This is a genomic window from Kitasatospora aureofaciens (genome assembly GCF_019192735.1).
In the GTDB taxonomy this organism is placed as follows: domain Bacteria; phylum Actinomycetota; class Actinomycetes; order Streptomycetales; family Streptomycetaceae; genus Kitasatospora; species Kitasatospora aureofaciens_A.
Genome location: NZ_JAHTKP010000029.1, coordinates 49,524 through 69,958 on the forward strand (window position 1 = coordinate 49,524; position 20,435 = coordinate 69,958).

A 20,435-nucleotide genomic window follows, 5' to 3' on the forward strand; every position below is an offset into this window, starting at 1 on the left:
GAGAAGGCGTCCGGCGCGAGGGGGCGCGCCGGACGCCAGGCGGGGTCAGGGTGCCGGGGGTGCCGGCAGCGGGTCAAGGAGTCGGGTGGGCACCGGCTGCGGTGAGCATGATCTCCCTGACGCGGTCGAGGTACTTCGGCACACCCGTCGCGGCCTGCGGGGTGTCCGGCACGGTGACCGCCAGGTCGACCCGGTCGGGGAACCAGTTGAACCACATCGACACGCCGCTGGCGGCGTCGGGGCCGGTCAGGACGGTCGCGTCCGCACCCAGGTAGTCGTGGGAGCTCGGGGCGCTGCGTCCGTCCAGGTAGGAGACCATCGGGGGGATGGCGGAGACGTCCCCGCCGTCGTGGACCAGTTCGAGCGCCCGGTGCAGCGGCACGTCGCATCCTGCACGGGCGCGCTGGAAGCCCTGCTGCGCGGCGCCGATCGCGCCGGCGAGAGTCGGCGGGGCGGGCAGCCGGAAGAGCAGCGGCACGACGTTGACCAGCCAGCCCTGCACGTGGAACAGCCGGGGGTAGGCCCTGGTCGACACGGCCGTCAGCACCCGGTAGACGTCGTTGCCGGTGAACTCCCACTGGGCGAGCGCCAGCGCGGCGAAGGCACCCGCCGCGAACCCGCCGCCGTGCCGGGCGCAGTAGGCCCGGAACGCGCTGGCCTCGGCGCCCGTGAGCACCGGGTACTGCAGTCGCGCGCCGGGCAGCAGGGTGTGGCCGTCGGCGCCCAGGTCGACGGGGAAGTCGGGGAAACCGCCGCCGCCCGCGGCCAGGAACTCCGACCATGCGGCGAGCTCCGGCGCGCCCGGCGTCAGCGCCAGGGAGCGTTCCCGCTCGCGGCGGTTGTACTCCAGGTAGCCGGGTGCCGGGGCGAGGTCGACGGGAGCGCCGGCGCAGGCCGCGTGGTACCGGGTGCGGATCTCGTCGAACAGCAGCGCCAGGGAGTGCGCGTCGGTGTAGGTGTGGTCGATCGCGACGTACACGGTGGACTTCGTGTCCCGCCGGATCACTCCGGCGAGCAGGCTCGGCCAGCTCACCGCGGTCTGCTCGTCGATCCGCCGGTGCAGGTAGTCGTGCAGGTCGCCCGCGCTCGTGAAGTCGCCCACGCGCACCGGACGCACCGTCAGGGAAGCTGGCGGCATGCGGAATCCGGCCAGGTTCTCGGCCTGCGGGTCGTCCTGCGGCTCGCACTGCGGATCGGTCTGCGGTCCGGCCTGCGGTCCGGTCCGCGGCTCGTACCAGGTGTGGAACGCCTCGTGCCGGCGCACCAGCCCCTGCCACACGTCGGTGAGCGCGTCGAGATCGGCCCGGCCGGGCAGGTCGAACGCCAGGGCCACCCAGGGCGACTGCCGTTGTCCGGCGGCGCGGCGGGCGGCCGCCAGCTCCAGGTGCGCGCGCTGGAAGTACGAGGCGGGCACGTCGTGCGGCACCGGTGCCCGGTCGTTGGTCGGCTCGAACTCGACCACTTCGCCCGGCTCGGGCCGCCAGTCGAGGATCTGGGTCATCCGCACGGCAGCATCGTCTCCTTCTCGGGGCGCCCGGCTGCGGGCACGGTTACGGGCACGGGCAGGGCTTCGGGCGTTGGCACGGCGTCGACCCGGTGGCCGTCCGCGACGCGGGTGGCGGCCTGCGCGGCAGCCTGCTCGGCGGCCTGCACGAAGCGTGCGACGTTCGCGCGCGCCACGGCCGTGTCGGGGAAACGGGTCGTCAGGTGCACACCGCGCTCGCTCCTGGTCAGCCACATGTACACCTCGGCCGGGCTGTGGATCCGGCTGCGCAGCATCGTGTCCTCCTGCTGGGGCGGGGTGCCCTCCACCCGGCGCACGTCGAGATAGGACACGACGAACCGGGGGCGGATCTCCCGGCGCAGCAGCCGGCCGATGTGCGCCGGCGAGCTGCCCAACCCCGGCCGGTGGCGGCGCAGTTCGGCGGTGGCGAGGGCGACGGTGTCCTCGAAGGCGGCCCCGGGGGCCGTCGGGATCCGGACCGGCTGCAGGCCGACGAACCAGCCGGGCGCCGCCCGCCACCGGTCGGGCCGGGTGTTGGCCAGGGTCACGACGGACAGCTGCCGCTTGCCCGCGACCTTCGCCGCGGCGAGCGCGAGGCAGGCCATCAGTCCTGCGGCGGTCGTGCCGCCGCCCGCGCGTGACGCGGCGGCGAACCTGGCGGCCGCCGGTGCGTCGAGCAGCCATTGGTCGGTGCTGACCTGCGTGTGCGGCGCCTCGCAGGCGCCCAGCGGCAGGGGGAAGGCGGGGGTCCCGCCGCTTTCGCCGCGCAGCAGGGTCCGCCAGCGGTCCGCATGTTCGGGCCGCATCGGCAGCCGCTCGACCAGGTTCGGTTCCTCGGCCCCGAAGTCCAGGAAGGTCGGCCCGGGCACGTCCTCGGCGCCACCGGCCAGGAGGCCGCGGATCTGGCCGGGGACCATGGCGAGCGTGTAGCCGTCCACGACGCCGTGGTCCGCCCCCGCGAACACCGTCACCCCGTCCGCGCCCTCGACCGTCGCGAAGACCACCTGCGGCCAGCCCAGCGGGCTGACGCGGTCGAAGAACGCCTCGATCTGCCGCCGGACCGGGGCGCCGTCGGCGAAGACGCCGATCTCCTCCTGGCGCAGCGCGACCGCGTTCGCGGGGAGCGTGCGGCGTACCCAGTGCTCGGGGGTCGGCTCCAGCCGGCTGCGCAGATGCTCGTGTTGGCGCAGCCAGGCCGAGAAGGCGCGAGCGAGCCGGTGGCGGCCGATCCGGCCGACGCCGAACGACACCCCGATCCACGCCGGGTCCACCTGCTGCGGTCCGCGGGCGGCCGCCGAGCGCACGTGGTGCTCGTGGACGAGCGCGGGCGCTCGCGGGTCGTCGGCCCAGGCCGAGGCCCGGGCGGTCGGCGTCCAGAACACCAGTCGGCCGGCGGGAACCGTGCGGTCGCCCAGTTCTGTGAATTCCACTGCCTCACCGGCCCGATACCGTGCGAAGCCGGCCTCGAATCGTCATCATGCTGCGCTCCCTTTTGACGTCTCGGTGGAGGCTGCCGAAGCTATCCGGTCGCGATGAAGCAAAGATGAAACAGAGCCGTTCCTGCTGGTCGTGCAGTTCGGGGGCGTTGGTGCGGTAAACAGCTCTCTTGTTGCCCCTTCGGTGCGCTGCTAGCGTCGGCCCCCGTCAATTCGTTCCGCGCCGCGCCGATTTACGGAGGGTCAATTCATGGACGAACGAGAGGGCACCGTATCCGAATCCCCCGGGGCCGAATCCCCCGGGGCCGTGGGCGAGGCGAAACCGTCCACGGACTACGCCGCCCTGCGTCTCGACCCGGAGTACGCCGAGTTGTGCCAGGCACTGCTCGACCTGGTCCCGGTCGGGTCCGGGCCGGCCGTCCTCGACGTGGGGTGCGGGGACGGGGCCGTGAGCGAGCAGCTGCTGCTGCGCGACCCGGCCATGTCCCTGGCCGGCGTCGATCCCGATCCGGCCCTGCTCGACGCGGCACGGGCCCGCCTGGGCGACCGGGCCCGTTTCGCGGTGGGCGACGCGTCCTCCGTCTCCCGGTTGTTCCCGCCGCAGGCCTTCGACACCGTCGTGCTGGCCAACTGCATCCATCTCGTCCCGGACCTCGGCGAGGCGCTCGCCGCGATCGGGCACGTGCTCGCCGGCGGCGGACGCCTCGTGTTCAACTCGGCCTTCTACTCGGGCGCGGAGAGCGCGGCCGACATGCCGCTGTACACCGAGCTGGTCGGCACGGCCCGCCGCATCGCCCGGATGCGCGGGTTCCAGCTCGCCCGGTCGGCCGGCGGCCGCCCCTCGGGGCTGCGCAGGAGCGCCGAGGACTACCGGACCGCCCTCGCCGCGGGCGGATTCACCGGCGTCGTCACCACCGAGCGGGAATTCACCCTCGGCCCGAGCTTTCTCGCCGCCCTGTGCTCGACCCCGATGTTCGCCACCGCCGCGCTGCCCGGGATCGACCGGCACGCCGCTGCGGAAATGCTCACCGAGGCGCTGGAACAGCAATACGAAAGCGGCCCGTTCACGATCACGCGGCGCTGCGTGTACTTCTCCGCGATGCGGCCGTGATCCGGCCCGATCCGGCCGCTGATCCGGCCGCTGATCCGGCCCGCGATATGACCGTCCGTGAAATACCTCACGAAAGGAAATGCTTCATGCCCGAGGTGCTGCCCGTGGTCATCAAGGAGATCACCCGTATCCGGCCGGACCTGCGCGAATCCCACGCGTCCATCACCCGCGAATCGGCCCTCTTCTACGCCACCGATCCCGACCGGCCGGCGCTGGAACTCGATTCGATGGACGCGCTCGAACTGCTCGTCGCGCTGGAGCAGGAATTCGGGATCGAGCTGGCGGCGACCAGCACGAGGACCTCCGACCTGCACACGGTCGGAGACGTGGTCGACGCCGTGTCGGGGGCGCTGTGACGTCCGCGGCTGTGACGTCCACGGGGGCGACGTCCGCGGCTGTGACGTCCGCGGGGGCGCGCAACCGCGTCCTGGTGACCGGCATCGGCGTCGAGTCGTGCGCGGGCCCCACACCGGAGGAGCTGTGGGCCGCCCTGTCCGCCGGACGGCCCGCGATCTCGGCGCTGGAACTGGAGCAGCCGCTGCCGTGCCAGGTCGGCGGTGTGGTCACCGGGTTCGACCCCCGGGAGCACATGTCCGCCCAGCAGGCCCGCCGCACCTCGCGCTTCCAGCAGCTGCTGTTCGCCGCAGCGATGAAGGCGCGGGCGCACGCGGGACTGCGCGCGGCACCGGGGGCCCTGTACGTCGGCACCGGCGGCGGTGGGCTCGACGAAGCGGCGCGCTTCGTGACCGGCCTGCGCCGGAACGGGTGGTCGCGGATGGACCGGCTCGGCCTGCTCCGTCTGCTGCCCAACCAGGCCGCCGGGCTGGTCGCCCAGGAACTGGACATCCAGGGCCCGGTGCTCACCATCTCGACCGCCTGCGCATCCTCGACGGACGCCATCGGAGCGGGCATGCGCGCGGTGCGGGACGGCATCGCCGACGTGGTCCTCGTCGGCGGGGTGGAGAGCTGGCTGGACCTGCCGTGCCTGGCGTCGTTCTGCCTGCTGGACGCGCTCTCGCGGCGGCCGGCGGAGCAGGCGGCGGCCGCCTCCCGGCCGTTCGACCGCGACCGTGACGGCATGGTGCCGGCCGAGGGCGCCGCCGTGCTCGTGCTGGAGTCGGAGCGATCGGCACTGCGCCGCGGCGCGACCGTGCACGGCGAGGTGCTCGGCGCCGCGTCCACCTGCGACGCCCACCACCCCGTGGCCCCCCGGGCGGACGGCGCGACGGCGGCCAGGACGATCGAACTGGCCTGCGCCGACGCCGGTCTCGACACCGCCGCCGTGGACCTGGTCAGCGCGCACGGAACGTCGACACCGCTCAACGACCGGGCCGAGACCGCGGCCATCAAGCGCGCCTTCGGCCCGCACGCGCGGCACGTGGCGATCACGGCGCCCAAGTCGGTCATCGGCCACGCCTGCGGCGCGTGCGGGGTGCTGGAGAGCGTCGGCGTGCTGCTCGCCATCCGCGACAAGTACGTGCCGCCCACCGCGAACCTGGACAATCCCGACCCCGACTGCGACCTGGACTACACCCCGCTTGTGGGCCGGCCCGCCCCGATCAATGTCGCCATCAAGCAGAACTTCGGCTTCGGCGGCCAGAACTCGGCGGTCGTGTTCGGCGCCGCCTGACCGCACCGACCGGTGGCCATCCCGGTGCGCGCACCCGCCCCGGCGTGGTCACCGGCCGGATATGGCCGGTGCTCTGACCGGTCCCCTGGCCTGTCCTCGGTCCGACGCCGGGACCAGCATCGACGGCATCCACCGTAGGGAGCAATCCAGTGCCCGGGGGCCACGATGCCGATCACCACAACCACCGCTCAGCCGACCCTCACCGCGCTCAGGCCGCAGGAACGCGAGGTGCTCTACGCCGTCGGCTGCGGCCTGAGGGACGACGAGATCGCCGCCGCCCTCGCCGTCCCCCGGGACGTCGTGGCCGGACACCTCGCACGGATCCTCGCCAAACTCGGGCTGCCCGACCGGAGCGCCGCCATCGTCCACGCCTTCGACAGCGGCCTGGTCGCCCCCGGCCGCGGCCCCCGCAGGCGGGCGACCGGGCAGGCGACCGGGCAGGCGACAAGCCCGGCGCCGTCGGCTGCCGCCCGCCGCACGCCCGGACCGCGGTTGCAGATCTCGCTCCTCGGACCGCTGCGGGCGTGGCACGACGGACGGCCCCTGGACCTGGGGCATCTGCGCCAGCAAGCCGTCCTGACCGCGCTGGCCCTGTGCCCGGGGCGGACGGTCAGTCAGCAGGAACTCCTCGACGGAGTGTGGGGCGAGACGCCGCCGAGCACGAAGGTGGTGCCGGTCTACATCTACCGGCTGCGCAAGATCCTGCGCGTGGGAGACAGCCCGCACGAGGCGATAGAACGCGACCGGAGCGGCTACCGGCTGCTCCCCGGCGCGGTCACCGTGGACGTGGCGCGCATGGAGGAGCTGCTCACGGCGGCCGGCGCGGCCGAGCGGGCGGGCGAACCGGCCGAGGCGGTCCGCCTCTGCTCCCGGGCGCTGGACCTGTTCCGCGGCGAGCCCCTGGCCGGCCAGCCGGGCCCGTTCGCCGAGCTGGAGCGGCTGCGGCTCACCGAGCGCCGGATCGCCATGGTCCAGCGGAAGCTCGGCTGGCAGCTGCAACAGGGCCAACACGCCGAAGCGATCGCCGAGTTGTCGGCCCTGACCGAGGCGCAGCCCCTCAACGAACCGGTCGCCGCGATGCTGATGCACGCGCTGTACCTGAGCGGCCGGCAGGCCGACGCACTGTCCGTGTTCGACCGCACCCGCCGCCGTCTGGCCGATGACCTGGGCGTCTATCCGGGCCAGGTGCTGCAGCGGGCGCACCGGATGATCCTGCGTGGGGACGAGTCCTCCCTCGGCCCGCGCTGATCGTCGTCGTCCGTTTTCGCCGTCAATGGGACGGCGAAAACGGACGACGGATTTCCGGTCGGTCACGAGTTGTTCGCGGGTCGACCGCGATCCCCATCGAAGCGGAATGCTGCCGATGCGAATTCGTGGCACGACCGGTGCGGGGCTACTGGGCCGAGACAACGATCGAGTTGATGGGGCCGAGGTCGACCGCGTACCAGCCGGGCCCGAAGGGGGCTCCGCAGTTCACGCCGTTGTAGCCGGTGCACAGCCTCACGACGGCGCCGCCGGTCTGGTTGTTGAACAGCCAGTGCCGGCCGTACTGGTTGGAGAGGTTGTACGTCCCGTAGTTGTAGTACCTGGCGGTCACGTTGCCGTCGGAGGGCAACTCGCGCTCCGGTGACACCGTTACGAACCTTCCCGGCCGAAAGGCCCGGATTGCTGAGACTCCTTGAGATTCAAAGCAACGGATCATGTCGACGGTGTGCAGCCGGTGGCCGGCCTGCGGGATGAGGGTGCTCTCCAGGCCGCGTTCGGTGCCCACGAAGGAGATGACGGGCCCTGCGCAGCGCCTCGGCGAGTGCGAGGCCCGGGTAGATGTGTCCGCCGGTGCCGCCGGCGCCGATCACCACCGACAGGGGCGGGGGTCCGTCGTTCCTGTCGTGCCGGTCGGGGCTTTCGTGTTCGGTCCGCATGCCGCGAGCCCGCTGAGGCCGTCCAAGAGACTTCTCAGAGTCGTTTTGAGAGGGTTGTCCGCATGAGCAACGGGCAGAAGGTGCTGGTCGTCGACGACGATCCGGAGGTGCGTGCCGCCGTCGAGGACGGTCTGGCCGTCGAGGGCTACGAGGTGCGCGGCGCAGCCGACGGGCTGGCGGCGCTGAGCGAGGTGGCCGGCTGGCAGCCCGACGCGATGGTGCTCGACCTGCTCATGCCCGTCCTCGACGGCCTGGCGGTCTGCCGCCGGCTGCGGGCCCTGGGCGACCGGATCCCGATCCTGGTGCTGACCGCCCGCGACTCGGTGAGCGACCGCGTCGACGGCCTCGACGCGGGGGCCGACGACTACCTGGTCAAGCCGTTCGCACTGGACGAGCTGACCGCCCGGCTGCGCGCCCTGCTGCGGCGCAGCGCCCCGGCGGCCGAGGAGCCGGGCTGCCGCTTCGCCGATCTGGAGGTCGACCCGGTCACCCGGACCGGGGTCCGGGCCGGGCGGCCGGTGGAGTTCTCGCGCACCGAGTTCACGCTGCTGGAGGTGCTGCTGCGCCACCCCGGCCAGGTGCTCCCGCGCGAGGTGATCATGGAGCGGGTGTGGGGCGCCGACTTCGGCCCCGACTCCAACTCGCTGGCCGTGTACGTCGGTTACCTGCGCCGCAAGTTGGAGGCCGGCGGTGAGCCGCGGCTGGTGCACACCGTGCACGGGGTCGGCTACCGCCTGGACCGGGCTTGAGCGCGCAGGGGCCGGGTCTGAGCGCGCACGGACCGGGCGCGCGGACGCACGGACCGGGCCTGAGGTCCCACGAACCGGGCTTGCGGGCGCACGCCCGCTGGCGGCGCCGGCGCCCGCTTCGCACCCGGCTGGCCCTCGCCTGCACGGCCGCGGTCGCCGTGGTGGCGCTCGGGATCAGCGCGGCCGCGTTCAGCATCGTCCGCTACGAGCTCAACCACCAGCTGGACCAGCACCTCACCCAGCAGGCCACCCTGGTGCAGCAGCAGCACCGCGACCAGGGCCCGCAGGTCGTCTACGGCGAGTGCAACTACCTGGCCGCCCCGGCCTGCGCGCAGATCGTCTCCGCCGACCCCGCCAAGGCGCCGAACGAGCCGTACCTGCTGCCCGTCACCCCGGCCACCCGCCAGGTCGCGGACCGGCAGCGGGCCGGCTACTTCACCGACCTCATCATCGGCGGCCACCCGGCCCGGATGCTCACGACGCCGATGATCGCGGCGCCGCCCGGCACCCGGCAGGCCGTCCAGGTCGCGCTGCGCGCCGACAGCGTCCAGGAGGGGGTGCGGCAGGCCGGCGCGCTGATGGCGGCCGTCGCGGCGGTGGGTGTGCTGCTGGCCGCCGCGCTGGGGCTCACGGTGGCCCGCACCGGCCTCGCCCCGGTCGCCCGGCTGACCCGCACCGCCGAGCGGATCGCCGCCACCCGGGACGCGGGGCTGCGGATCGAGCTGCCGCCCGGGCGCCGGGAGGACGAACTGACCCGGCTGGCCGGCAGCTTCAACACCATGCTGGGCGCACTGGAGCAGTCCGTGGCCGCCCAGCGCAGACTCGTCGCCGACGCCTCGCACGAGCTGCGCACTCCGCTGACCGCACTGCGCACCAACGCCGAACTGCTGTCCCGCGCCGATCGGTTGACTGACAGTCAGCGCGAGCGGGCGGCGGCCGCACTGCGCCGCCAGCTGCGCGAGGTGACCGGCCTGGTGAACGACCTCATCGAGCTGGCCCGCGACGAGGAGCCGCAGCCGCTGCTCGAACAGGTCGCGGTCGGCCGGCTCGTCGAGCACTGCGTGGACACCGCGCGCGGCCACTGGCCGGCGATCACCTTCACCCTGGACAACGATGCCGGCGAGCGCACCGTCCCCGGCGTGCCGGCCCGGCTGGCCCGGCTGGTCTCCAACCTCCTGGACAACGCCGCCAAGTTCAGCCCGCCGGGCGCCGCCGTCGAGGTCCGGCTCACCGCCGGGCTGGAGCTGACCGTCCGCGACCACGGCCCCGGCATCGCCCCCGAGGACCTGCCGTACGTCTTCGACCGCTTCTACCGGGCCTCGGCCGCTCGGGCCCTGCCCGGCTCCGGCCTCGGGCTCGCCATGGCGCGCCAGATCGCCCACGCCCACGGCGCCACGCTCACCGCCGAGGCCGCCCCCGGCGGCGGCGCGCTGTTCCGCCTGCGGCTGCCGGCCGCCTGAGCCCCGGTCCGCGGTTCGGGCGGGCCCGGCCGGCCGGGCGTATACCGATCGTCGACGATTCGTCGACACACGCCGCATAGCTTCCTGACCTGCAGCCGGCCCGACCCCGGGCCGGCGCCGAAGGGAGAACTCTCGTGCTGCGCAAGACTCGTGCCGTACTGGCCGGTTCGGTCGCCATCCTGGCCCTCAGCCTCACCTCGACGAGCTTCACCGCCTCCGCCGCCGGCGACCAGAGCGGCATCGACGCCTGCGCCCGCGAGGCCAAGTGGGCCGGCTTCGCCAAGGACAAGTCGGCCGAGGGCCGCAACGACGACGCGATCTACGCCGTGGCGATCGCCATGGCCGAGTCCGGCTGCAACCGCCTGGCCGTCCACACCAACCAGCCCACCGACCCCGACCCGGGCACCAAGGACCTCGGCGCCTGGCAGATCAACGAGCACTGGTACCCCGAGGTCCACGGCCACGACGCCGGGGTCGTGACCGACGAGAACTGGCAGGACATGGGCTGGTCGGCCCGCAAGGCCTACGCGATCGACAACGACGGCACCGGCCGCGGCTGGGCCTCCTGGGCGGCCTGGCACCTGGGCACCTACCAGCAGTACCTCGGCCAGGCCCGCGACGCGGTCTACCGCGTCTGGTGACGCCCCGCCGCGCGTGACACCCCGAACACCCGGACCCGGACGGCCAACCCTCCATGGCCGTCCGGGTCCCGGCGCGGATGCGAACCCCGAACCGTGGTGGCGGTCATGACGGTCAGCAGCGCAGGCCGACGATGCCCCAGCCGCGGCGCTCCGCCTCCGTGACCACCTCTCCCCAGTCGGTGAGGAAGTCGGCGAACGCTTCGAAGGTCGTGATCCATCCGTCGGGCTCCGCGGCATGCCGGTCGAACGGCTCGCGCAGGGACTCCAGTCGAGGCGCCACCTGCCGCCACCAGCCCGCGATCACCGGCACGTGGTCGGGCGGGCACCACAGCAACAGGCCCACGTCCCAGGTGCACGGCCGCTCCGGGAGCCCCGAGCCGACCCCGGTCACCTCCTCCAGGGCATGCCAGAACAGCGCGTCGTTGAACCGGTCCAGGACCTCGCGCACCTCCGGCTCGACGAACTCGCGCATGTGGTCCCAGCGGTGACCGGCATAGAAGTGCGCCTTGTACGAGTCCATCGTGTTCCGGAGGGCGTACCTGCCGTACCAGTCCTCACCCGGCCGCTCGGACCACGACCAGCCGTGCTCGACGGGGTCGTCGTCGTACTCCTCGTCGAAGGCGGCGTCGATCAGCAGCTCTTCCCGGTCACCGGGCGCGACCGCCTCCACCCGCGGCCAGTCCACGATCAGCACCTCTATGCACAAACCCATCGCGCCAGCGTAGGGCGGGGAAAACCTCGGACCATCCGCGGGCGGCCCCCGCGCAGGCGGGGGGCCGGCCAGAGGACGGCATGTCTCAGGGTGTGGCGGGTTCGCCGTGTTCGCGGGTCCAGGCGGTGGCGAACATCTCGTGGAGGGGAGCCGTCGGCAGGACGCGGAGGAACGGGGAGCGGATTTCGTTGCGCCACAGGGGGCGTACGGCGTGGGTGGGCAGTTTTGCGGTTTCCAGGGGGAGGTGGGGGGCCTTCAGGTCGGTCCACTCGCCGGGGAGGAACAGGGTTCGGCCGGCGCGGGGGCGTTTGGCCTCCGTCACTGCGCCGGTGGCGAGGAGTTCGGTGCGTGCTGCGGCGTGCTGTTTGGTCGTCCAGTAGTTCCAGCGTCGGATGTTGCGGTCGGTTGGGGCGGCCAGGGTGGCCAGTTGGAGGTAGAGGGCTGCTGCGTCCGGGCCGACGGCGAGTCGGCCCGCCGCGCGGGCGACCAGGTCGGGGCAGGAGTGTTGGGGGTTGGCCTCGTAGGCTCCGGCGGGCACGGGTGTGGTGCGGGCGCGGTGCATCATGCGTTCCAGTCCGCCGCCGGCCAGGAGGTGGGCCACGCGGGCCAGTTCGTCGGCGAGGTCGGTGACGTCGTGGACGCGGCGGCGTGCCTGCGGGCCGGTCATCGCTGCGGGGCGCAGGAACGCGGTGCCGCCGGGCGCGCAGACGACGAGCGGTCCGCAGTCGTAGGCGGTCTGCCGTCGGACCGGGGTCTCCTCCTTGCGGCGGTCCTTCGCCACCGGCAGGCGTTCGGGGCCGAATCGCTCGGCGATTCGCTCGGGGGTGTCCTTGACCTTTCCGCCCTCCAGGGCCAGCAGCAGTTCCGGGCGGTCCAGTTCGGTGCGCAGGCGCTCGTGGAGGTCCATGGCGCCGGCCACTGCCGGGTCGCCGACGGGGCGGTCCGTCCACGCCCACACGAGTGCGCTCGCGATCTGCGGGAGGGCGAGGCCCACAGGGGTTCCGTAGGGCAGTTCGGGTCCGGCCGGGGGTACGGCCCGGACCTCCACCCCCGCGCCGTACGGGGTCGCGGTCAGTTCCCAGCCGGCCGCCCCCACGGTCGTGTCGGCGGCGGCCGAGTAGCCGCCCGCGAGCCGGCGGGCCCACACCTCGGGGAGCCCCAGGTCGGCCTCCAGGGTGTCGGCCGCCTCGTCGTGCACGGCGGGCAGCGTCCCGACGCGCTCGCGCCAGACGTGGGCCATCCGCTCGGCGGCCGCCTCGACGCCGCCGGGGCGCCACAGTTCGGCCGGGTCCTCGGGCACGGCCGCCGCCAGGACGGCCCGCCGGCCCTCGTCCCCGAGCTGCGTGCGCAGCCGGTCGTAGGCCTCGGCCGTCATGGGTGTGGCCTTGTACGGGGCTTTGGAGACGAGGGCGCGGTGCTCGTCGCAGTCGGGGCGGGCGACCAGGCCGGCGACGACGAGTCGGGCCACCGACCGCCGTACGCCGGTCAGTTCGGCGAAGCGGGCGGCTGCTGATTCCGGGACCGGGACCGGGCCGTGCGCCTCGATCGCCTCCACCAGGGCCCGCAGGCGGGCGGCGTCGTCGCGCTCCACCCGGACGAGCCGGGACTGCGGGACCGCCGGCGATACCGGGTCGGCGGCGGGGTGTTCGGCAGCGGGGTACTGCTCGGCGGCGGGCGCCGTGAACCAGTGCTCCGACGCCACATCCCGGACGGCGGCGGATGCCACCGCGATCCCGTCCGCGCGCAGCCCGTCCAGGGTCTCGGCGGAGGCGCGGCCCACCCACCACCGGCTGCCCGCGCGGGCGAACGGCTGGTCGGCCCAGGTGTCCAGCAGCGCCAGCAGGGCGGACCGCGCCGCGTCCGGGGTCGGGGCGGCTGCCGCCCGCCACGCCGCGGCGTCGATCGCGCCCAGCAGCTGCGACCAGTCGTGCGGGGGCGCCGGTGGCGAGAGCCGCCGGACCTCCTCCACGATCGTCCCGGCCAGGCAGGCGCCGTCGGCGGCCAGCGCGCCGAGCGTCGCGGGCAGGGGCGCGTCCGGGGTGCACCGCCACGGGTCCCGCTCCCCGTCCGGGACCAGCCCGAACAGGGCGGGCATCAGCTCGGTGTCCGGCGCGGACCGGCGCGGCGGGGCCGGCGGCGCCTCGGCGAGCAGGGTGACCCGCCGGTGCAGGGCGAGCCTGCGCTCCTCCACCCGGGCGGCCCGCTCGGCCACCGCCGCGACGGCCTCGGCCAGCACCGGGTCGGTGACGTGCGGCAACTCCCGGGCGACGGCGGCGCGCAGCGCCTCGGCACCGGTGCGGGCGGCCGTCAGCAGGGCGTCCGCCGTCTCCTGTGCCACGGTGCGCAGCGCCCGGGATCCGGCCTCGTCCCGGGTGCGCAGCAGGTACCAGAAGGCGGGTGGCAGGGCGACGCCGCCGGAGACGGTGACCTGCCGGGTCGGCCTGACGCGCGGGTGGCGGGGCGAGTGGTGGCCGTCCAGTTCCCACAGCAGGCTGCCGTCGGCGGTGTACGCGCGCACGCCGGTGCGGGTCTGTGCCTCGGCGAGGACGACATCCTGGGTGCCGTGCGGCGGCGTCCACAGGGCCCAGGGTTCCTGGCCCGGGCGGTCGATGTCGAAGCGGGCCGTGCGGCCGTCGATGCTCTGGACGAGGAAGTGGTCGGGCGCGTGGTCGCGGTGGCGGGTGCGGAAGAGCACGCGGGTGCCGACGAGTCCGTCGCGGCTGCCGAGCGGGGAGTCGGTCAGGCCCGCGGGCAGCGGGGCCAGGTGCAGGGCCTCGGTGGCGAGGGCCATGCCGGCCTCGGACGGTTCGGCACTCGCGGGGCGGCCCGGGAAGTCCGGCAGCGCCGCCGCCCCCTGCGACTCCCCCGTGACCGGGTCCACCGGCTCCCACGGCCGGTCCCCGAACACGGCGTTGGTCCAGATCCGCGAGCCGTCGCCGAGCTGCAGCTCGTCGCAGTCGATGCCCTCGGTGCCGCCCGGGCGCAGCACCCGGTGGCCGCCGTGGCGCCCGCCCCCGTCGGCGGTCTCGAACTGGAAGCCGTACGCCCCGTCCAGGCTGCCGCCGAAGGGCACCAGGCCGCCGGTCTCGTCCGGGGTGAACGGGTGCTCGGGACGGTCGGCCCAGACGGCGGTGTCGCAGTGGTAGGGGTTCGCTTCGAGGGTCCAGCTCACCAGGAAGGAGCCGCCGACGTAGTGGACGGCGAACATGGTGGCGTCGTCGGACACGGTGAACTGGCAGAAGGCCCGCACGCCGTCCGGGGCGACGGCGACCGCCCGGTCGCGTCCGAACACCGTCAGCACGGGCCAGGTGGAGGTCACCCCGGCCACTCCCGGCAGGGGGCCGTCCGCCGCGTCGTCGGGTCCGGCGTCCGCCGCGAACCGGGCGTACACCGACTCCAGGGCGGGCCAGGCCAGTTCCTCCGGCAGGCCGGCCGCGAGCGAGCGCCGCAGTGCGCCCGCGGCGCCGGCCTCGGCGAGGGCGTCGGCGATCCCGCCGAGCGCCGTCACCGTCGGCCGGTCCAGCACGGTCTCCAGTTCGGCCACGGCCTCCTCGGCCCCGGCCATGCCGCCGCCCGCGACGGTGTCGACGAGCTTGCCGACCCGTGCGGCGACCTCGTGGGCGATGCCCTCATTGCCCGGCAGCAGTGTCACCGCCGAACCGGCCCGGCGCGGGCGGGCCGGCCCCCACTGCGGCAGCAGGTCCGCGTGGACGGTCCCCTCCAGCCGGGGGCCGAACACCGGGTCGGCGGCCAGCGCGGCCAGGTCCCGCCGGGACTGCTCGCCCCAGAAGCGCATCCGGACCTCCGGGCCCGGGTCGACGACCGCGACCCCGGCCGCCAGGCAGGCGTCCAGCACGTCCGCGTCGAGGCCCTGGTAGTAGTGCCGGGTGGTGTGCAGCGCCACCGCGGTGCCCTCTGCCCGCAGCTGCGGACCCAACCGGCCTATCAGGTCGAGGAGTTCGGCCGGGAGCTGCCGGCGTGCGACCCCGCCGCCGGACTGGGCCGCGTACTGGTACATGTGGACGAAGTGCCCCAGCCAGCGGTGCAGTCCGCCCTCCGGCACCACCCGGCCGTCCGCCATGGCCTGCGCCGCGCCGCAGCCGATCAGCATCCGCAGCCAGGCCCCGCCGTCGGTGGTCCCGTCGGGGAAGACCTCCACCAGGGCGGCGGCGGCCGTGTCCGTGGGCGGGTGGGCCGTCAGGACCGCTGCGGCGGCGTCCAGCAGGGCGTCCGGCACCGACTTCTTCCGGGTGACCGCCAGGATCGCGCCCACCAGCCGCGCGACCTCCCCGTCCCCGTGCCCGGCCGCCTTGGCGGAGGCCCGCACCCGGCGCACCAGATCGGCCGGCAGGTCCGCGGGCGAGCCCGCCCATGCGGTCAGGAACGCGTCCAGGGCCGCGTGCGCGGCAGCCGGCTCCAACGTCTCGGCGAGGAACCGCTGATGGGCACCGAACTCCTTGGCCGGCATGGCCCCGCCCGCCGCGAACAGCAGGGCGTTGGCTCGCCGGTAGCCGGGATCCACCGGCAGCCCGTGCTCGGCCTCGGCCGCCCGCGCCGCCGCGTAGGCCCGCCCGCCCGGGCGGCTGCCGCAGCCGATCAGCCGATGGCCCACGGTGTCCCAGAACCACGGCAGGTGTGCCGGCGGCAGCCGCCGCGCCCGGGCCGCCATCGCGTCGACGAACCGGCCGGGCTTGGACCAGGACCGGTTGAGCTCGTGGGCCATCTCCCCGACCAGGTCGCGCACGGCCTGGGCCACGCCCGGGTCGTGGGCGGCGGCCCAGTCGGCGTACGTGGTCGAGGCGTGCGGACCGGCGGCGGGCAGCAGGGATTCCAGCGGGACGATCATGCTCCGGATCGTCGCACGGGCCACCGACAGGGCTGCGGCCCGCCCCTGCGGGGGCGGGGGCGGGCCCGGGCGCGGTGTTCGGCGATGGCCTGGTTTGCCGGTGGCCGGTGGCGGTCTCGGCGCGGGCGGCGCGCCGGTTCCGGTCAGGCCCGGGCGGCGGCGTCCACGACCGCGTTTGACCCGGGATCAGCCACACGGGCGGACGTGGGCGACCCCCGGCCCACACCCCTCCAGCAGCGCGAGTCCGGCGGGCGTGGGGGTGTGGAGCGCGGTGTTGCGGTGGCGCAGGGTGGTGGTCAGGCCGGCCTCGCGCAGCACGGTCGCGTGCTGGCTCGCGCTGGAGGGGGCGATGGTCAGGGCGTCGGCGAGTTCGCCGGTCGTGCAGCCGGGGCGCTGCGCGATGATGTGCAGGACGGCCGCGCGGGTGCGGCCCAGCAGAGCGGACAGCGGCGCGGGCGTGTCGTCGGCTGCGGGGCGGGCGCCGAGGAGGGAGGCCGGGCCGGAGGTCGCGTCGTGGTGGGCGGGGTAGGCCAGGACGGGCTGGGGTTCGGCGTCCGGGTCGACCACGGGTGCCTGGGTGATGAACATGGACGGCATCAGCAGCAGGCCCCGGCCCTGCAGGTGGACGTCGCCCTCCAGCCCGGACACCAGGTCGACCTCCAGGACGGGCGCCCGCCAGCGGATCCGTGGCGGGTACAGCCCGCTCAGCAACCGCTCGACACCGCCGTGCAGCATCTGCCGGGACCGGATCGCCCGGTCGGCGGCGACGCAGGCGGTGACCTGCGGCCAGTACGGTGCCAGCACCGTCGCATGGACCTCGCCGAGGGCGGCGACGAGCCGCCGCAGCACCTCGGGATCCTCGCCCAGCCGGTGCGCCCAGCCCGGAAGGCCCTGCCGCTGCGCGATCGTGGCCAGGGCGGCCCGCAGTTGTGTCCTGGGTGTGGCGGCCACCTGCTCCAGCAGCTCGGGGACGCTGCCGGTGCCGCCCGGGATCAGGAAGGCGGGCACCCATCCGTGAACGGGCGTCAGGTCGAGCACCATCCGCGCCTGCGGCCCGAGGGAGGCCCGGACCTCCCGGCGCCACGCGCCGAAGCGCAGCGCCTGGTTGCGGTCCCGCAGGACGCGCAGCGCGATGCTCAGCTCCTCCAGCGGTGGGACGGAGTCGGCGACGCGGGTGCGCGCGAGGTCCGCGCCGGTGAAGTGGAATCGGTAGACCATCCGCCCCCCGTTGCCTGTCGGCGACAGATCCTATTGTTCCGAGCATGCCACGAGATCCTCGCCGATTCTCCCGATCCTCCGATTCGCCCTTATTCACCGGACGTTGAAACACGACGACAGGCTCGCCGGCGGGGCCGATGCTGTTGCGGGAGGGCGGCCCGGGCGGTTTCCGGGTCCGCACCGTACCGCCTTGGCCCGAGGGACGGGCCGTCGGCGGATCCCGACAGGAGGAACCTGATCATGCGAACGTTGCGCAGGACCGGCCTCACCCTGGCCGCCACCGTGGTCGGACTGAGCGCCGTGCTCGCCGGAGCCGGCACCGCCTCAGCCACCGCCGCTGCCCCGCAGAGCCCGTTCGCTGCCCAGGGGCGCGGCGCCGGACTGAGCAGTACTCAGATCACCGGGCTGCAGAAGGAGGTGGACGCCTTCATCGCGACCTCGGGCGGCAGGCAGGTCGCCCTCAACAGGGTCCAGCTGTCCGAGGGCTCCGCCGTGGTGCTGACCGTACCCGGGGAGAGCCGCGCGCGGGACCTGACGGGCGCCCGGGCCGGGGCGTTCGCGCCGGGCAACTGCGGGGACAAGAACTTCTGCGCGTACAAGGGCGCCAACTACACCGGCTACGAGTTCACGATGTGGCAATGCAAGACGTGGGAGCTGCCCGGCGACGGGTGGGGCCGCGGCGGCTCGTGGTACAACAACCAAACGCCGGGCACCCGGGCGGTGATGTACGGCAAGCACATGCAGTGGGTCTACACCACGCCGCGGGCCCCCTTCGGCGACCCGCACGGCAACTGGGCGCCCGTCTGGTTCATCAAGAACTGCTGATACGCCCGCAGGGCGCAGCGGCCGAACCTGCGAACGCGGCGAAACGGGGCGGCGACTGGAGCGGCGCCTCGGGTGCCGCGTCCAGGTTGAGCAACTCCACCGTCCGGCGGCTGATCTGCGCCATGAGCGGCGCGGCCAGCCAGCCGGCGCCGATCAGTTCGGCCGCGCCGCGCGGCGCGAGGCGCTCGGCGACCTGGCGCGGGGTCGGCCGGGCGGCCGGGTCCTTGGCCAGGCACGCCTGCGCGACCTCCCGCAACTCCCCTTGCAGGCCGCCCAGTTCCGGCTCGCCGTGCGCGACCTTGTAGAGCATCGTGGCGGCGCTGTCCGCCTGGAACGGCCCGTGCCCGGTGGCCGCGAAGGCCAGCACCGTACCGAGCTGGAACACGTCCGACGGCCCGCCCAGCGCATGCCCCTGCACCTGCTCCGGCGACATGTGGCCCGGCGAACCGACCACGATCCCCGTACTCGTCAGCGCGGCGGTCGCGGTGCCGTCCATCGCGCGGGCGATCCCGAAGTCGATCAGCACGGGGCCGTCCGGCGACAGGATCACGTTCGACGGCTTGAGGTCGCGGTGGATCAGCCCCAGCTCGTGGACGGCCGCCAGCGCCTCGGCGAGCCTGGCCACCAGCGCCCGCACCCCCTGCTCCGGCAGCGGCCCGAACCCCGCCACCGCCTCGGACAGCGCGAGCCCGGCCACGTATCCGCCGGCCACCCACGGCCGGCCCGACTCGGTGTCCGCGTCCAGCACCGGCGCGGTCCATGCCCCGCCCACCTTGCGCGCGGCCGCCACCTCACGCCGGAACCGCGCCCGGAACTCCGCATCCACCGCCAGCTCCGGCCGCACGACCTTCACCGCGACGGTCCGCCCGCCCTCCGTCCGGCCCAGGTACACGCAGCCCATGCCGCCCGCGCCCAACCGCCCGAGCAACCGGTACGAACCGATCCTCGACGGGTCCTCGGGCAGCAACGGCTGCACGCCCCACTACTCCCCCCATGAAGCGCCAGGCCCTCGGCGCCGCCCGAATGCGGACCGAAGCCTAGCGGCATCCGGCGGCCGGATCGCCCGGCCCGTCCGAAAGGGCGAGCACCGGGGGCAGCCCTACTCGGCGGAGGGGGGTTAGCGGGATGCCCCTTGCGATCTTGCCCGGAGATGCTGGGGGCACAAGGCAGTTGCTCACCACCGACCCCGGAGGAGTTCTTCGTGTACGAGCGTGCAGGGCGCAGGTTCCGTGGGATGGTGTCGGCGGCAGCGGCCGCTGTTGTGGCCGCCGGGATCGTGGCGCCGGGTGCGCCGGCGGGGGCCGGCCCCGCGCCGAACGGCGTCCAACGGAGCCTGGACGCGTTGGTGCGGGACGACGGGGTGCCCGCCGCGCTGGCGAGCGTCACGGGCCGCGACGGGCGGACGCGCACCTACACCGCGGGAGTGGCCGACCTGGACACCCGTGCCGAGGTACCCGTCGACGGGCAGGTCCGCATCGGCAGCAACACCAAGGCGTTCAACGCTGTGGTCATGCTGCAGCTGGTCGGTGAGGGAAAGGTCGGCCTGGAGGCGCCCATCGACACCTACCTGCCCGGTCTGCTGCGCGGGGACGGGATCGACGGACGCGCCATCACCGTCCACCAGCTGCTCCAGCACACCAGCGGCCTGCCCGACTTCGCGGAGGGCCTCGACCTCGTCGCCACGCAGCGCCGGTACTTCGAACCCCGCGAGCTCCTCGACCTGGCCCTCGCGCGCAGGGCCGACTTCGCCCCGGGCGCGAAGTGGGCGTACAGCAACACCAACTACCTGGTCGCCGGGCTGGTCATCCAGAAGGTCACCGGCCGGCCGGTCGGCGAGGCGATCACCCAGCGCGTCATCAACCGCATCGCCCTGCGTCACACCTCCTTCCCCTCCCCCGGCGACATGACCGTCCACGGCCCCCACCCCCGGGGCTACTTCCCGGAGCAGGCCGGCGGGCCGCTGCGCGACTTCACCGAGATGGACCCGTCCTCGGCCTGGGCCGCCGGCGCGATGGTCTCCACCAACACCGACCTCAACCGGTTCTACCGCGCGCTCCTCGCAGGCCGCCTGCTCGCCCCGGCGCAGCTCGCCCAGATGCGCACCACCGTCCCCGCCGACGCGCTGGGCCCCGGCATCCGCTACGGACTGGGCCTGGAGAGCAGGCCGCTGTCGTGCGGCGGTGTGTACTGGGGCCACGGCGGGACCATTCCGGGGTACCGGACCCGCGGGGGTGCCACCGAGGACGGCCGGGCCGTCGACATCGCGGTGACCACCGTCCCGGCCGGCGCGGCCGCGCAGCACCTGGAGGCGGCCGTGGACGCCGCGTTGTGCCGCTGAGCCGTGCCGCTGAACCACGCCGGGGCGGATCCGGCGCGGAGTC

15 protein-coding genes and 2 pseudogenes are annotated in these 20,435 nt (G+C 74.4%); 9 read left to right on the forward strand and 8 right to left on the reverse strand.

All coding sequences use genetic code 11. From position 1 onward, the window contains the following. Positions 1–73: 73 nt before the first annotated feature. Both KV557_RS25180 and KV557_RS25185 read right to left on the reverse strand, forming a co-directional pair. A complete protein-coding gene (locus KV557_RS25180) occupies positions 74–1,501 on the reverse strand; it encodes a condensation domain-containing protein (protein WP_256177927.1) in 1,428 nt (475 codons plus the stop codon). Beyond that, positions 1,498–2,934: a condensation domain-containing protein gene (locus tag KV557_RS25185; RefSeq protein WP_218203757.1), complete on the reverse strand. Its 1,437-nt coding sequence runs from the start codon at positions 2,932–2,934 to the stop codon at positions 1,498–1,500. Before KV557_RS25185 ends, KV557_RS25180 begins: the two co-directional genes overlap by 4 nt. A gap of 256 nt (positions 2,935–3,190) precedes the next feature. Here KV557_RS25185 and KV557_RS25190 point away from each other — a divergent pair, with 256 nt between their 5' ends. The 4 genes from KV557_RS25190 to KV557_RS25205 all read left to right on the forward strand — a co-directional run bounded on the left by KV557_RS25190 (position 3,191) and on the right by KV557_RS25205 (position 6,929). Continuing rightward, positions 3,191–4,051, forward strand: coding sequence for a class I SAM-dependent methyltransferase (locus KV557_RS25190; RefSeq protein ID WP_218203758.1), 861 nt, complete (start codon positions 3,191–3,193; stop codon positions 4,049–4,051). 86 nt (positions 4,052–4,137) lie between these two features. After that, positions 4,138–4,407, forward strand: coding sequence for an acyl carrier protein (locus KV557_RS25195; protein ID WP_218203759.1), 270 nt, complete (start codon positions 4,138–4,140; stop codon positions 4,405–4,407). A gap of 41 nt (positions 4,408–4,448) precedes the next feature. Then, the gene (locus KV557_RS25200) at positions 4,449–5,681 is read left to right on the forward strand and encodes a beta-ketoacyl-[acyl-carrier-protein] synthase family protein (RefSeq protein WP_218203760.1); all 1,233 of its coding nucleotides are present in this window, start codon (positions 4,449–4,451) and stop codon (positions 5,679–5,681) included. 165 nt (positions 5,682–5,846) lie between these two features. After that, the gene (locus KV557_RS25205) at positions 5,847–6,929 is read left to right on the forward strand and encodes a BTAD domain-containing putative transcriptional regulator (protein WP_218203761.1); all 1,083 of its coding nucleotides are present in this window, start codon (positions 5,847–5,849) and stop codon (positions 6,927–6,929) included. 145 nt (positions 6,930–7,074) lie between these two features. Here the strand turns inward: KV557_RS25205 and KV557_RS25210 are convergent, their stop codons facing one another. Both KV557_RS25210 and KV557_RS25215 read right to left on the reverse strand, forming a co-directional pair. Beyond that, entirely contained in the window at positions 7,075–7,314 is a 240-nt protein-coding gene (locus KV557_RS25210; protein WP_218203793.1) for a hypothetical protein, read from the reverse strand. Positions 7,315–7,377: 63 nt separating this feature from the next. Then, positions 7,378–7,603 (reverse strand): annotated as a pseudogene (locus tag KV557_RS25215) (glycosyltransferase); the annotation flags it as partial. A gap of 62 nt (positions 7,604–7,665) precedes the next feature. Between KV557_RS25215 and KV557_RS25220 the strand changes: the two are divergent. The 3 genes from KV557_RS25220 to KV557_RS25230 all read left to right on the forward strand — a co-directional run bounded on the left by KV557_RS25220 (position 7,666) and on the right by KV557_RS25230 (position 10,453). Continuing rightward, positions 7,666–8,352 carry a response regulator transcription factor gene (locus KV557_RS25220; RefSeq protein ID WP_218203762.1) on the forward strand — a complete coding sequence of 229 codons (687 nt, stop codon included), beginning with the start codon at positions 7,666–7,668 and terminating at the stop codon, positions 8,350–8,352. An 80-nt stretch (positions 8,353–8,432) separates the two neighbouring features. Then, the gene (locus KV557_RS25225) at positions 8,433–9,812 is read left to right on the forward strand and encodes a sensor histidine kinase (protein ID WP_256177921.1); all 1,380 of its coding nucleotides are present in this window, start codon (positions 8,433–8,435) and stop codon (positions 9,810–9,812) included. A gap of 134 nt (positions 9,813–9,946) precedes the next feature. Continuing rightward, on the forward strand, positions 9,947–10,453 hold the full coding sequence (locus KV557_RS25230) for a hypothetical protein (RefSeq protein ID WP_218203763.1): 507 nt from the start codon (positions 9,947–9,949) through the stop codon (positions 10,451–10,453). A gap of 112 nt (positions 10,454–10,565) precedes the next feature. Here KV557_RS25230 and KV557_RS25235 read toward each other — a convergent pair whose 3' ends face one another. From KV557_RS25235 to KV557_RS25245, 3 genes are all read right to left on the reverse strand, one after another. Beyond that, positions 10,566–11,165, reverse strand: a complete 600-nt coding sequence (locus KV557_RS25235) for a hypothetical protein (protein ID WP_218203764.1) — start codon at positions 11,163–11,165, stop codon at positions 10,566–10,568. An 85-nt stretch (positions 11,166–11,250) separates the two neighbouring features. Then, the gene (locus KV557_RS25240) at positions 11,251–16,011 is read right to left on the reverse strand and encodes a hypothetical protein (protein WP_218203765.1); all 4,761 of its coding nucleotides are present in this window, start codon (positions 16,009–16,011) and stop codon (positions 11,251–11,253) included. Positions 16,012–16,197: 186 nt separating this feature from the next. Continuing rightward, positions 16,198–17,229 (reverse strand): winged helix-turn-helix domain-containing protein, encoded by a 1,032-nt coding sequence (locus tag KV557_RS25245; RefSeq protein WP_218203766.1) that lies wholly within the window; start codon positions 17,227–17,229, stop codon positions 16,198–16,200. 240 nt (positions 17,230–17,469) lie between these two features. Here KV557_RS25245 and KV557_RS25250 point away from each other — a divergent pair, with 240 nt between their 5' ends. After that, positions 17,470–18,054 carry a peptidase inhibitor family I36 protein gene (locus KV557_RS25250; protein ID WP_218203767.1) on the forward strand — a complete coding sequence of 195 codons (585 nt, stop codon included), beginning with the start codon at positions 17,470–17,472 and terminating at the stop codon, positions 18,052–18,054. On the opposite strand, the pseudogene KV557_RS25255 reads toward KV557_RS25250, so the two are convergent. Beyond that, positions 18,053–19,030 (reverse strand): annotated as a pseudogene (locus KV557_RS25255) (serine/threonine-protein kinase); the annotation flags it as partial. The gene KV557_RS25250 and the pseudogene KV557_RS25255 overlap by 2 nt on opposite strands. Before the next feature lie 258 nt (positions 19,031–19,288). Between KV557_RS25255 and KV557_RS25260 the strand changes: the two are divergent. Continuing rightward, positions 19,289–20,392 (forward strand): serine hydrolase domain-containing protein, encoded by a 1,104-nt coding sequence (locus tag KV557_RS25260; protein WP_218203789.1) that lies wholly within the window; start codon positions 19,289–19,291, stop codon positions 20,390–20,392. Positions 20,393–20,435: the final 43 nt, after the last annotated feature.

Excerpts from the sequence above, each read along its gene's own strand:
- KV557_RS25180 (WP_256177927.1), bottom strand. The coding sequence starts at position 1,501 with ATGACCCAGATCCTCGACTGGCGGCCCGAGCCGGGCGAAGTGGTCGAG.
- KV557_RS25190 (WP_218203758.1), top strand. The coding sequence starts at position 3,191 with ATGGACGAACGAGAGGGCACCGTATCCGAATCCCCCGGGGCCGAATCC.
- KV557_RS25195 (WP_218203759.1), top strand. The coding sequence starts at position 4,138 with ATGCCCGAGGTGCTGCCCGTGGTCATCAAGGAGATCACCCGTATCCGG.
- KV557_RS25205 (WP_218203761.1), top strand. The coding sequence starts at position 5,847 with ATGCCGATCACCACAACCACCGCTCAGCCGACCCTCACCGCGCTCAGG.
- KV557_RS25220 (WP_218203762.1), top strand. The coding sequence starts at position 7,666 with ATGAGCAACGGGCAGAAGGTGCTGGTCGTCGACGACGATCCGGAGGTG.
- KV557_RS25235 (WP_218203764.1), bottom strand. The coding sequence starts at position 11,165 with ATGGGTTTGTGCATAGAGGTGCTGATCGTGGACTGGCCGCGGGTGGAG.
- KV557_RS25240 (WP_218203765.1), bottom strand. The coding sequence starts at position 16,011 with ATGATCGTCCCGCTGGAATCCCTGCTGCCCGCCGCCGGTCCGCACGCC.
- KV557_RS25245 (WP_218203766.1), bottom strand. The coding sequence starts at position 17,229 with ATGGTCTACCGATTCCACTTCACCGGCGCGGACCTCGCGCGCACCCGC.
- KV557_RS25250 (WP_218203767.1), top strand. The coding sequence starts at position 17,470 with ATGCGAACGTTGCGCAGGACCGGCCTCACCCTGGCCGCCACCGTGGTC.
- KV557_RS25260 (WP_218203789.1), top strand. The coding sequence starts at position 19,289 with ATGGTGTCGGCGGCAGCGGCCGCTGTTGTGGCCGCCGGGATCGTGGCG.